Raw genomic sequence first — 12950 nt, 5'->3', positions numbered from 1 at the left:
CCCTGCCCACACCTCACATCCCCCGCACCCGCACCGGCAGCCCCACCGCCTCCACCCCGTCGTCCGTCACCCGCTCCACCACCACCCGGCCGTCCACGAGCCGCGACTGGTACCGCTCGATCTCGGCCGGCTCCCAGCCGTCCCCCGTGTCCCGGACGACGAGCCCGCCCCCCGTCCGCCCCGCCGCGGGCGCCCACACCTCCAGGGCCGGTCCGTCCCCGTCGCCCCGCACCGGCAGCACCGCCCCCGCCCGGGCCAGCACCGGCACCCGCGACAGCGGTGCGTCGAGCAGCACCTGCCCAGGACCCTCGTACGCCCGCCCCGTCGCCGTGTCGTACCACCGGCCGCGTGGCAGCCGCACCGCCCGCCGGTCCGCACCCCGTGTCAGGACCGGCGCCACAAGCAGCGCGTCCCCCAACAGGAACGCGTCCTCGCAGTCGCGCAGCCCCCGGTCCTCCGGCGTCCCCCACCACACCGGACGGACGTACGGCGCGCCCGTCATCCGGGCCAACCGGGCCAACGTCTCGAAGTACGGCCGCAGCCGCTCCCGTTCGGCCAGCGCCACGCGCGCGTGCTCCAGGACCTCGGGACCGAACTCCCAGGGTTCGCGCCGCCCCGCGTCGATCGCCGAGTGGGTACGGAAGAAGGGCAGCCACGCGCCCAGCTGGAACCAGCGCAGGTACAGCTCGGGCGACGGACTCCCGTCGAAGCCGCCCACGTCCGGACCCGAGTACGGCACCCCGCACAGCCCGAGCCCCAGGACCAGGGAGAGCGAGGCCCGCAGCCCCGGCCACCCGGTCGACACGTCCCCCGACCAGGTGCCGCCGTACCGCTGCATGCCCGCCCAGCCGGACCGGGAGAACAGGAAGGGCCGCTCGTCGGGCCGCAGCCGGCGCAGCCCCTCGTACCCGGCCCGGGCCATCGTCAGCCCGTACACGTTGTGCGCCTCGCGGTGGTCGCCGCCCCGCCCGTCCAGCGCGTGCCGCGCCGACCGCGGCAGCGTCGCGTCGCCGAAGGGCGCGAACGACACCGGCTCGTTCATGTCGTGCCACACCCCGGAGAAGCCCTGCCGCAGCCGCTCCTCGTACAGCCCGCCCCACCACTCCCGTACCGCCGGATCGGTGAAGTCCGGATACGCGCACTCACCCGGCCACACCTCCCCGCGGACCTCCCCGCCCCGCGCGTCCCGCACGAACGCCCCGGCCGCCCGCCCGCCGTCGTACACGGCGTCCCCCGGCTCGGCCTTCACCGCCGGGTCCACGATCGACACGAGCCGCACGCCCTGCTCCCGCAGCTCCGCCGCGAGCCCCGGCAGGTCCGGGAAGCGCTCCGTGTCCACGGTGAACACCCGGTGCCCGTCGTAGTGGTCGATGTCCAGGTGGACGACGGACAGCGGGAGCCCTCGCTCCCGGTACCCGGCGACCACCCGCCGCACCTCCGCCGCGCTGCCGAACCCCCAGCGCGCGTGCTGGGGCCCGAGCGCCCAGGACGGCGGCAGCGCGGGCGCGCCCGTCAGCGCGGCCCAGCCGTGCAGCACCCGCGCGGGGGTGCCGACCACCACCCAGCAGCGCAGCGGCCCGCCCCCCATCCGGACCTCGCTGGTCCCCGGCCGGTCGTGCCCCGACCCCGCACCCTCCTCACCCTCGGCGAGCGTGACCCGCCCGTCCCAGGAGTTGTCGTGGAACGCGAGGTGCGTCCCGGCGTCCGAGACGACGAACTGCACGGGCATGGTGAGGTACAGCGGATCGTCCCCGGGGACGAAGCCCCCCTTGGGGTCGGTGTTCCACAGCCGGTACGAGCCGTCCCGCAGGCGCGGCCCCGCCGCCCGTCCGCCGAGCCCGAAGAAGCGCGCGTCCGCCGGCACCTCACTGCGCTGCACCCACCGCGCCACCGCGCCCGCGGCCCCCACCGACTCCCACCACCGAGGCGGCAGGTCCCGGCGCAGCATCACCCCGCCCGGCGTCCGGATCTCCACCGCCCCGTGCCGGGAGACCGCCACCGTCACCCGCTCCGAGACGATCCGCCACCCGCCGTCCGTGTCCGGCTCCAGGGAGGCCCGCGGATCGGGTTCCGGCGCCTCACCGGCCAGCGCGTACGACGGCAGGGGCTCGGACCCGTCCCAGCCCCAGAACACCGCGCCACCCGCCGACACGCTGATCCGCAGCGAGGAGCGCGCGAACCGGACGACCCCTCCGCCCGGCAGCGCCTCAGCCCCCGTCGCCTGCCCCGGCACCCGTGCCCGCTCCGCCCCCTTCGGCGGCAGCCCCCACGCGTCCGTACGGCGCTGCCGCCACGCCGCCCGTACCGTCCGCAAGCCCCGCGCCGAACCGAACACCTTGATCGAACGCACCAGTTCCCGACCGTCCATGGTGATCACCCTGCCACCCACCTGGGGCGATACGAGCTCCGTTCAACATCCGTTCACCCGTGGTGGGAGCACATGTTCAACTGGCCGACCATGGGCAGGCAGACCTGGTGCGAAAGACGATCACATGGCATCGTCCTGTCAGCCGCGTCACGCGCACACCCCCAGCACGTGCGCGGGACACACGCCGACCCCGCGTACAGCCAGGGAGCAGCACCATGACATCAGCGCAGACCGAGCCGCTCTGGCAGCCGGACGACGAACGCATCGCCACCGCGGCCGTCACCCGCTTCCAGGCCTGGGCCGCCGAGCACCACGGTGCCCCGGCAGAGGGCGGCTACCCGGCGCTCCACCGCTGGTCGGTCGAGGAGCTCGAAGCCTTCTGGCAGGCCGTCGCCGAATGGTTCGACGTCCGCTTCTCCACCCCGTACGAGCGAATCCTCGGCGACCGCTCGATGCCGGGTGCCGACTGGTTCCCCGGCGCCACCCTCAACTACGCCGAGCACGCCCTGCGCGCCGCCGACGAGCGCCCCCATGACACGGCCCTGCTCCATGTGGACGAGACACATGAGCCCGCGCCGACGACCTGGGCCGAGCTCCGCCGCCAGGTCGGCTCCCTCGCCGCCGAACTGCGCGCCATCGGCGTACGCCCCGGCGACCGCGTCAGCGGCTACCTGCCGAACGTCCCGCAGTCCGTCGTGGCCCTCCTCGCCACCGCGGCCGTCGGCGGTGTGTGGACCTCCTGCGCCCCGGACTTCGGCGCCCGCAGCGTCCTCGACCGCTTCCAGCAGGTCGAGCCGGTCGTCCTCTTCACCGTGGACGGCTACCGGTACGGAGGCAAGGAGCACGACCGCCGCGAGACCGTCGCCGAACTCCGCGCCGAGCTGCCCACCCTCCGCGCCGTCGTCCACATCCCGCTCCTCGGCACCCCCGCCCCGGAAGGGACCCTCGACTGGGCCGACCTCGTCGCCGGCGACGTCGAGCCGGTCTACGAGCAGGTCCCGTTCGCGCACCCGCTGTGGGTCCTGTACTCCTCCGGCACGACCGGCCTGCCGAAGGCGATCGTCCAGTCCCAGGGCGGCATCCTCGTCGAGCACGTCAAGCAGCTGGGCCTCCACTGCGACCTCGGCCCCGAGGACGTGTTCTTCTGGTTCACCTCCACCGGCTGGATGATGTGGAACTTCCTCGTCTCCGGCCTGCTCACCGGTGCGACCGTCGTCCTGTACGACGGCAGCCCCGGCTACCCCGACACCGGCGCCCAGTGGCGCGTCGCCGAACGCACCGGCGCCACGCTGTACGGCACCTCCGCCGCGTACGTGATGGCCTGCGCGAAGGCGGACGTGCACCCCGGCCGGGACTTCGACCTCTCGGCCGTGAAGTGCGTGGCAACCACCGGCTCGCCGCTGCCCCCCGACGGCTTCCGCTGGCTCCACGACGAGGTCCGCGAGGACCTGTGGATCGCCTCCGTCAGCGGCGGCACGGACGTGTGCTCCTGCTTCGCCGGCGCGGTCCCCACGCTCCCCGTCCACATCGGCGAGCTGCAGGCGGCCGGCCTCGGCACCGACCTCCAGTCCTGGGACCCCTCCGGCAAGCCGGTGATCGGCGAGGTCGGCGAACTCGTCGTCACCAACCCCATGCCGTCCATGCCGATCCACTTCTGGAACGACCCCGACGGCAGCCGTTACCGCGACAGCTACTTCGAGATGTTCCCGGGCGTCTGGCGCCACGGTGACTGGATCACGATCACCGACCACGGCTCGGTCGTCATCCACGGCCGCTCCGACTCCACCCTGAACCGTCAGGGCGTGCGGATGGGGAGCGCCGATATCTATGAGGCCGTCGAACGCCTCCCGGAGATCCGTGAATCCCTCGTGATCGGCCTGGAGGAGCCGGACGGCGGCTACTGGATGCCGCTCTTCGTGCACCTCGTGGACGGCGCCACCCTCGACGACGAGCTGATCGCCCGCATCAAGCGGACGATCCGCACGGAGCTCTCCCCGCGGCACGTCCCCGACGACATCATCGAGGTGCCGGGCGTGCCCCACACCCTCACCGGCAAGCGCATCGAGGTCCCGGTCAAGCGCCTCCTCCAGGGCACCCCCCTGGCCAAGGCCGTCAACGCCGGCTCGGTCGACAACCTCGGTCTCCTCCACTTCTACGAGACCCTGGCAGCCACCCGCAGGTCCTGACGCGCACACGAGAAGAGGCCGGTCCCCGCCACAGGGAACCGGCCTCTTCGTCCATGCCTGGACGCCTACACGTCTGCACCCCTACGGGGCGGCTCAGGCGCCGGCGCCGCCCGGCCGCTCGCCGGTCCGCTCGACGGCGCCCTTGGCGAGGACGGCCGACACGCCGAGCACCGTCCCCTTCTTCCCCGCCGCCGTGGTCTCGACGAGCACCGTGCGCTCGCCGAGGAACGCCGACGTCGCCCGGTCGAAGATCCACTGGGTCTGCTCGCCGTCGGCGGTACGGGCGACGGCGACGCCCTCACGCCCGGCGGCGTCCTTCGCGGACGGCAGGACGGAGACCCCGGGGATCCGTGCCGCGGCCTCGTACAGCGCGGACGTCACCTTCGGCGGGGCCCAGGTCTCGGCGAGCAGCGTCCCGATCGCCCGGAAGGCCCGCTGGTCGGCATCGGCCCCGTCCCCGCGGGTCTGCTCGCGGATCAGCCGCAGCAGAGCCTCGGGGTCGGTCGGCAGGGTGGCCACGTACGCGTGCGTCGGGTTCGTGACCGACGCAGGGCTGGCCTCCAGGGTGGACGGCCGCGGCGACGCGCCCCGGTGGTCCAGCTCGTACACGGGCAGGCTCGGCGAGAGCACGGAGTCGGCCGAGCCGGCCTCGCGCAGGAGCCCCGCACGGCTGCCGTCGGCGGAGAGCCACACCTCACGCTGGCGGGCGGGCGGCAGCGTGGCGACGCCCCCGGCGGCGCTGCGCCCGGCGTGGGCGGCGAGGCTCCTGATGTAGACGAAGTCCTGGGGCCGGGCGTCCGGCGCCGGAGCGGCGGCGGCGGCGAGCGCGGCGCGGGACAGCAACCGCTCGGCGTCGGCCGCCGCCGGCTGCCCGGCCGAGATCGGGCCCGAGGGCCCGGCCGGAGCCTCGGCCGGCGCGAGGACGACGACACCGGCCACGAGCGCGCAGGCCGCCGCGGGCGCGGCGATCCAGGTGAAGCGGGGGACGGCGCGGGGGGAACGCGGGCGGCGCGCGGCGGGCCCGGTGGCCAGCGCGTCGCGCAGGACGGCGTACCGGAGGGCGTGCTCCCGCTCGGGCTCGAGATCGGGCACGGGCGGCGGCGGGAGAAGCTCCGCCAGCTCGCCGCGCAGGCGCTCGTCGGAGGGGGAGTGGGTCGAGTGCGTCTTACGGGTGGTGTTCATGCCTGGTTCTCCGGGGTCGTTCGGGGCACGAGGGCGGAGCGGACAGAGGACTGGACGACGGGCCGAACGGAAGGCTGACCGGCAGGGCGGGCGACGTGTCCGACAGCGGGCCGTTCGCCTGCGGCCGCCCGTACGGAGGAAGGCCCGGCGACTGCCGGCCCGGCGGACCGCTGTCGCCGCCGCAGCGCACGCAGCTCCGCGTCGGCGAGCTTGCGAAGCCGCTCACGGGCCCGGGACAGCCGGGACCGCACGGTCCCGACCGGTATCCCGAGCGCTTCCCCGGCCGCCGCGTAGTCGAGGCCCGCCCACACGACGAGCGTGAAGACCTCCCGCTCGCGGCGCCGGAGCTTGCCGAGCGCGGCGCGGGCCGCCCGTACCTGCTCGCCGTCCGTCATCCGGGCGAGGACGTCGTCGGCGAAGTCGGGCAGCACACCACGCTCGGGGAGTCGGGCGAGCGCCGCGTCCCGCCGCCGCGCCTCCCGCGCGGCGCCGCGCATGATGTTGGTCGCGATGCCCAGCAGCCACGGCCGCAGGGTCCCGCCGTCGGCGTGCACCTTGCCCCGGCAGCGCCACGCCTCGAGGAACGTGGCGGAGACGACGTCCTCAGCCGTCGCCCGGTCGCCGCACACCCGGTACGCGTAGTGGTACAGGACCCGCGCGTGCTCGTCGTACGCCTCGCCCAGCGCCGCCGGGTCTCCGGCGCGGAAACGATCTCTCATAGGTGATTCCACATCTGGCACTGGGCGCAGGTTCGCCCGGGTTCCCGTGACGTGGACCACACCGCCCGGCCGAAGCACCCGAGAAGCGCGCCGACCCGGTCCAGCTGACCTGATGCCCCGACAGCCACCTTGACCGGCACGGATGCCAGAAGGGCCCCGAGGGGGAACGAACCTCCCCGGGGCTTCCGCACGTCCAGCCCCCCCCCGTAACCCCTCATCCCCCATACGTAGCCTGCGAGTCCCCGAGGACCCCGGCGAAGTCCGCAGCGAGCCGCACCGCGTCCGCCGGCGCGAGCGCCGCCGTCGTGATGCGGACGGCCGGCGGCGCGGCGATCCGGAACCGCGCGCCCGCGGCGACCCACCAGCCCTGCGTCCGCAGCCCGTTGACCACGGCGGACTCGTCCCGCACGGGCACCCACACGTTCAGCCCGCTCGCCCCCACGGCCCGGATCCCGTGCGCGCCGAGCGCCCCGATCAGCGCGGTGCGCCGTTCCGCGTACGCGGCCTCGCCCGTGGCGACCAGCTCGCGCACATCCCCGTCGGCGAGCAGCGAGGTCACGGTCTCCTGGAGCACGTGACTGACCCAGCCCGAGGTCATCAGCATCCGCCCGTCGTGCCGCGCTTGCGTCACCGCGTCGCACGCGACCCCGGCCCAGCGCAGGTCGATCCCGAGATGCTTGGACACGGTCCGCACCTGCGCCCACCGGTCGAGCCCCGCCGCGCCGAGCGTGTACGCGGCGGACCCGCCGACCTCCGCGTTGTGATCGTCCTCGACGACGAGCGCCTCAGGGAACTCCCGTAGCACTGCAGCGAGTTCGTCCCGCCGCGACCGCGTGAAGAACGCGCCGGTCGGACACTGCCCACGCGGACTGCACACCACCGCACGCACCCCGCCCCGCAGTGCCGTCCGCAGAGATTCCGGTACGAGCCCCTCGCCGTCCACCGCGACCGGCACCATCCGCAGCCCGAGAGCGGGCACGAGGTCGAGCAGGTGGTGGAAGCCGGGGTCCTCGACGGCCACCGCGTCGCCGGGCCGCAGCTCCGTCGAGAGGAGCCGCGCGATGCAGTCGAGCGCGCCGTGCGCGAACGTCACGTGCTCCGCGGGCACCCCGTCCCGTTCGAACCACTCCCGGGTCAGCGCCTCGAGCGCCGGAAGTCGCGGCGCGGCGCGATGGGAGCCGTACGCGGGGACGACGGCCGACGGCGGCCGCAGGACGGGCAGGAAGGCGGGGTCGGGATGGCCGCCGGCGAGATCGACGAGCCCGGCCGGCACGCGCGGGGGCCGCCGGGAGGCCACGGACGGCACGTCCGCGACCACGGTGCCGCCCCGGCCGCGGGTGACGATCAGCCCCCGCTGCCGCAAGTCCTTGTAGGCGGTCGCGACCGTTCCCGGACTCACCCCGAGGTCGTCGGCGAGCCGCCGCACAGGGGGCAGCGCGTCGCCAGGGCCGAGCCCGCCCTCGGCCACGCCCCGCTCCACGGACGCGGCAATCCCCTTGGCCGTAGCCCCTTCGATCACATATTGTGCTGCCACGTAACGCATTATGTATCAATACAAAAGAATGCGCAAGGGGGACCCATGAGCAGCACGACCCGCCCGACCCGCCCACCTCTCAAGGACCGCATCCCGGGTGGCAGCGACGGGCGCAGGATGCTCGTCATCGGCTTCATCGACAAGTGCGGCACAGGCCTCTGGTCCACGGCGATGGCTCTCTACTTCACCTACGTCACCGGCCTCGGCCTCGGACAGGTGGGCCTCCTCATCGCGGTCTCGGGCGCGGTCGGTATCGCCGGCGCCCCCCTCGGAGGCCGCCTCGCGGACCGCTTCCCCCTCGTCCGCGTGATCATCGGCACCCAGCTCCTGCGCGCGGCGGCCCTCCTGGCCCTTCTCACGACCGACGACTACCCGCTCCTCGTCCTGATCTCGGCGGTCGGCGCCCTGCCCGACCGCGCGACCAACGTCCTCACCAAGCTCTACGCGGCCCGCGTGGCAGGCCCCGACCGCGTCCGCTACCAGGCGATCAACCGCACGACCTCCAACATCGGCTGGACCCTCGGTGGCCTCGGCGCGGCAGCGGCGCTCGCGGTCGGCTCCACCACCGCCTTCCAACTCCTCCTCGTGGGCGACGCGCTCTCCTACCTCGTCATGGCGGCGCTCACCCTCCGCTGCTCCGAGCCACCGGCCCCCACGCCCTCACGCGTCGTCGCGACCTCCACCGACGCGGCCCCCACGGCCAAGCCCGCAAGCCCCTGGCGCGACCGCGGATTCCTCGCCTTCACGGCGGGAGACGGCGTCTTCTTCCTCCACGACTCGATCCTCCAGGTCGCCCTGCCCCTCTGGATCGTCCACGCGACCGACGCCCCCGTAGGCCTCGCACCCCTGCTCCTGGTCCTCAACAGCGCCCTCGTCGTGATCTTCCAGGTCCCGCTCTCCCGCTTCGGCGCGACCACCGAAGCGGCCCGCGGCCTCTACACCCCGCTCGCGGCGCTCTTCGCGATCGGCACCCTCGCCGTCGCCGCGTCCGCCCTGGGCGGCCCGACCCTCTCCGTCACCGCCCTCGTCACCGCGGCCGTCGTCCTCACCTTCGCCGAGATGATCCACACCATCGCCTCCTGGGAGATCTCCGTCGCCCTCGCCCCGGGCGAAGCCCAGGGCGCCTACCTCGGCGTCCACGGCCTCGCCCAGTCCACCCAGCGCTTCGCCGGCCCCCTCCTCATGACAGGACTCGTCGCGACCGGCCCCCTCGGCTGGCCCTTCCTCGGCGCCGCCCTCGTCGCGACCTGCGCGGCCCAGAACAGGCTGGTCCGCCGACGCCTCACGAAATCGTCACTGTCAGTGCCGAAGGTTACGGTGAGTGAGCACTGATCGGACGGTCACAAGGGGGATGCATGAACCGGACCGCAACCACGACGACCCACCTCCGCCGCGCACTGCGCCGCGAGGTCCCCAGCACAGTCGGCCTGCTCGCGGACGCGCGGGACTTCGCGGCGATGCGCCGCTACAGCACCTTCGCCTTCGACGACCACACGACCTACCTCAAGCAGGTCGAAGCGCTCCTCAAATCCCTCGCCACCCAGGGAGGGCACACGACGGTCACCCTCTTCGACCCCGAGGAGTACGAGGCCTACTGCGCGGAGACCGCGATCGACCCCGACAACCCGACGAGCCGCAGCCGCTTCACCGCGCACCTCGCGATGACCGGCGCCCGCGTCACCTACACCGGCCAGCCGCTCAGCACCCTCCTGCCGGAGCTCGTCGACACCGCAGTCCGCCACGCGACCTGGGAGTACGCGACGACGGTCCTCGCGACCATGGGCGACTGCGCGACCTGCGGCAAGGACATCGGCAGGGCGGCCTTCACCCGGGCCTCCCACCTCCTGGCCCGCCTCCTCGAAGCAGCAGGCCCCGGCTTCCACCACCTCGTCTGCAGCGTCCCGGCAGGCGACGACCAACTCCTCGCGGTCCTCCACGCCAACGGCACGACCGACCCCGAAGGCACAGAGGCAACGGAGTTCACGGCGGTCCTCGCGGCAGGCATCGCCCTCGCGGCACCAGGCGGCCTCGTCCTGCGTACCACCGACCCCGACGCCCGCGACCGCCTCCACGGCTGGCGCCTCACCGACGGCACCCTGACACCCCTCACCGAGGCAGAGGTCTTCGCCGCCTACTGCACGGACGCCCGCACAGGAGAGCCCCTCTCCCCGGAGCCCGGCGTCGACTACCGCGCAGGCTTCCCCCTCGCGCCCGACCCCGACGACGACTGGCCCACCCACCACTGACCACATACGCCGAAGGGGCTCCCCGCCACCAAGGTGACGGGAAGCCCCTCCGATACCTACGTCGGCAACAGCCCGGGGATCACTCCCCGGACAGCACCGCCTGCGCGGCGAGACGCGCCTCGTGCGCGGTGTCCGCGGCACGCGCGGCGGCAGCCGCCCGCTCGCACTGCGCGAGCGTGTACTTGGCAAGCGTCGCCCGCACGTACGGAATCGACGCCGCGCCCATGGACAGGGAGGTGACACCCAGACCCGTCAGGACACAGGCGAGCAGCGGGTCCGAAGCGGCCTCACCACAGACGCCACAGCTCTTGCCCTCGGCCTTGGCCGCATCGGCGGACAGCGCGACAAGGTCGAGCAGCGCGGGCTGCCACGGGTCCTGCAGCCGCGACACGGCACCCACCTGGCGGTCGGCCGCGAAGGTGTACTGCGCGAGGTCGTTCGTGCCGAGCGACAGGAACTCGACCTCCTGGAGGATCGAGCGCGCCCGCAGCGCGGCCGAGGGAATCTCGACCATCGCACCGAACTTCGCCCGCAGCCCGGCCTCACGGCACGCGTCGGCGAAAGCCTTCGCGTCCGTACGGTCGGCCACCATCGGCGCCATGACCTCGAGGTACACGGGCAGCCCCTCGGCCGCCTTCGCGAGCGCGGTCAGCTGAGTCCGCAGCACCTCCGGGTGGTCGAGCAGCGAGCGCAGCCCACGCACACCGAGCGCGGGGTTCGGCTCGTCCACCGGCGTCAGGAAGTCCAGCGGCTTGTCCGCACCGGCGTCGAGGACACGCACGACGACACGCCCCTCGGGGAACGCCTCGAGCACCTTGCGGTAGGCCTCGATCTGCTTCTCCTCGGACGGAGCCTGCTTGCTGTCGTCCAGGAAGAGGAACTCCGTACGGAACAGACCGACGCCCTCGGCACCCGCCTCCACCGCCGCGGGCACGTCCGCCGGACCGCCGACGTTGGCGAGCAGCGGCACCTTGTGGCCGTCCGAGGTCGCACCGGGACCGCTGGACGAGGCCAGCGCGGCCTTCCGCGCGGCGGCGGCCTGCGTCAGCTCCGCCTTCTTCTCCTCGCTCGGGTCGACGAAGATCTCACCGGTCGAACCGTCGACCGCGATGAGCGTGCCCTCGGCAAGCTCACCGGCACCCGGCAGAGCGACGATCGCAGGCACACCGAGCGCCCGCGCGAGAATCGCGCTGTGGCTGGTCGGCCCGCCTTCCTCCGTGACGAAGCCGAGCACCAGCGTCGGGTCGAGCAGCGCCGTGTCGGCCGGCGCGAGGTCCCGCGCGATCAGCACGTACGGCTCGTCACTGTCCGGCACGCCCGGCATCGGGACACCGAGCAACCGGGCGACGATCCGGTTCCGCACGTCGTCCAGGTCGGCGACTCGCCCGGCCATGTACTCACCGGCACCCGCGAGCAGCTCCCGGTAGTGCGAGAACGCGTCGTAGATACCGCGCTCAGCCGTGCTGCCGACCGCGATCCGGCGGTCGACGTCGGCGATGAGCTCCGGGTCCTGGGCGATCATCGCCTGGGCCTCCAGCACCGCCTGGGCCTCGCCGCCGGCCAGATTGCCTCGCGCAATCAGGTCCGCGGCCACAGCTTCCACCGCCTGGCGGGCGCGCCCCTGTTCGCGCTCCGCCTCGTCGGCCGGAATCTGCTTGGCCGGCGGTTCGAGTACCGCCGTGCCCATGTGCCGGACCTCGCCGATCGCCACACCGTGGCTGACGCCGACGCCTCGCAGCGTTGTCTCCATCTCACCCGTCTCCGATTGAGCGACGGCCCCGGCCGCCGCGTTGAATGTCGAACTCGCGGTCGTCACGAGGACGAACCGGCTCAGCTCCAGCCGAAGAGCTGGTCGCCGGCCTTCACGTCGCCGTCCTCGACGACGTCGGAGAGCGAGTCCGCGGTGGCCTCCAGGGCCACGATGGGACAGATGGGGGACTTGCCGGCGGCCTCGACCTCGGCAGGGTTCCAGCGCACGACGGCCTGTCCGCGCGTCACGGTGTCACCCTTGTTGACGAGCAGCTCGAAGCCCTGCCCGTTGAGCTGAACGGTGTCGATGCCGAGGTGGGTGAGCACGCCGTGCCCCTCACCGTCGACGACGACGAAGGCGTGCGGGTGCATGGAGACGATGACCCCGTCAATAGGGGACACCGCCTCCGAAGGCTCACGCACGGGATCGATGGCGGTACCGGGACCGACCATCGCACCGGAGAAGACCGGGTCGGGAACTGCGGCGAGACCGATGGCGCGTCCAACAAGCGGCGACGTCACGGTTGTCATGGGAAGCCTCCCAGGGGCGGAGATTGTGTGGCGCCGTCACTACCTGTCCTGGACGGCGTACTGTTCAGAAGCGTAAGTCATAAGAAGTCCTAGTTCCGCACGAGACGTACCAGTTGGCGGACCTAGGACTACCCCGAAACGATTTGCCTCTACTGGCGGTGGGATGTACTGTCGTACTCCTGCCTGACCCCAACGCGGCCTTGAGTCGCGGGTCGGCAGCACCTATCAAGCCAGATCCTAACCCCAGTGGTCTACACCTCTGCGCGCGTCAGCTCGCCGAGGGAGTGGTCAGGGGGACCGAGAAAGCCTGGTAATGTTTGACCCCGCCGGGAACGGAAAACGCGAAAGCGAATTTCACCCCGACAGCCCGCTCCAGCGGGTGGCAGAAACGGAAATCGGATCTGCTAAGCTGGAAACACGAAATACCGAAGGGAA

Annotated in this window: 9 protein-coding genes; 3 read left to right on the top strand and 6 right to left on the bottom strand. The window is 73.1% G+C overall.

Features of this window, described 5'->3' with window-relative positions; translation table 11 throughout:
- Positions 1–13 precede the first annotated feature (13 nt).
- The gene (locus SGA01_RS36090) at positions 14–2368 is read right to left on the bottom strand and encodes a glycoside hydrolase family 31 protein (protein WP_141302193.1); all 2355 of its coding nucleotides are present in this window, start codon (positions 2366–2368) and stop codon (positions 14–16) included.
- 215 nt (positions 2369–2583) lie between these two features.
- Here SGA01_RS36090 and SGA01_RS36085 point away from each other — a divergent pair, with 215 nt between their 5' ends.
- The gene (locus tag SGA01_RS36085; RefSeq protein WP_141302191.1) at positions 2584–4554 is read left to right on the top strand and encodes an acetoacetate--CoA ligase; all 1971 of its coding nucleotides are present in this window, start codon (positions 2584–2586) and stop codon (positions 4552–4554) included.
- Positions 4555–4647: 93 nt separating this feature from the next.
- On the opposite strand, the gene SGA01_RS36080 is transcribed toward SGA01_RS36085, so the two are convergent.
- From SGA01_RS36080 to SGA01_RS36070, 3 genes are all read right to left on the bottom strand, one after another.
- Positions 4648–5736, bottom strand: a complete 1089-nt coding sequence (locus tag SGA01_RS36080; RefSeq protein ID WP_141302189.1) for a CU044_5270 family protein — start codon at positions 5734–5736, stop codon at positions 4648–4650.
- Positions 5733–6455 carry an RNA polymerase sigma factor gene (locus SGA01_RS36075; protein WP_141302187.1) on the bottom strand — a complete coding sequence of 241 codons (723 nt, stop codon included), beginning with the start codon at positions 6453–6455 and terminating at the stop codon, positions 5733–5735. Before SGA01_RS36075 ends, SGA01_RS36080 begins: the two co-directional genes overlap by 4 nt.
- Positions 6456–6669: 214 nt before the next feature.
- Positions 6670–7989, bottom strand: coding sequence for an aminotransferase class I/II-fold pyridoxal phosphate-dependent enzyme (locus tag SGA01_RS36070; RefSeq protein WP_141302185.1), 1320 nt, complete (start codon positions 7987–7989; stop codon positions 6670–6672).
- A gap of 45 nt (positions 7990–8034) precedes the next feature.
- On the opposite strand from SGA01_RS36070, the gene SGA01_RS36065 reads away from it, so the two are divergent.
- On the top strand, positions 8035–9321 hold the full coding sequence (locus SGA01_RS36065) for an MFS transporter (RefSeq protein WP_304364584.1): 1287 nt from the start codon (positions 8035–8037) through the stop codon (positions 9319–9321).
- Positions 9322–9344: 23 nt separating this feature from the next.
- A complete protein-coding gene (locus tag SGA01_RS36060; protein ID WP_141302183.1) occupies positions 9345–10235 on the top strand; it encodes a DUF8829 domain-containing protein in 891 nt (296 codons plus the stop codon).
- Between the two features lie 79 nt (positions 10236–10314).
- Here the strand turns inward: SGA01_RS36060 and ptsP are convergent, their stop codons facing one another.
- Together ptsP and SGA01_RS36050 are read right to left on the bottom strand one after the other, a co-directional pair.
- On the bottom strand, positions 10315–11985 hold the full coding sequence (gene ptsP, locus SGA01_RS36055) for a phosphoenolpyruvate--protein phosphotransferase (RefSeq protein ID WP_141302181.1): 1671 nt from the start codon (positions 11983–11985) through the stop codon (positions 10315–10317).
- An 80-nt stretch (positions 11986–12065) separates the two neighbouring features.
- A complete protein-coding gene (locus SGA01_RS36050; RefSeq protein WP_141302179.1) occupies positions 12066–12515 on the bottom strand; it encodes a PTS sugar transporter subunit IIA in 450 nt (149 codons plus the stop codon).
- Between the last annotated feature and the right edge of the window lie 435 nt (positions 12516–12950).

Origin of the sequence: Streptomyces gardneri, assembly GCF_006539185.1 — a bacterium.
Lineage (GTDB): Bacteria > Actinomycetota > Actinomycetes > Streptomycetales > Streptomycetaceae > Streptomyces > Streptomyces gardneri.
The sequence above is the reverse complement of the archived record's forward strand: the minus strand, read 5'-3'. Positions and strand labels throughout refer to the sequence as shown.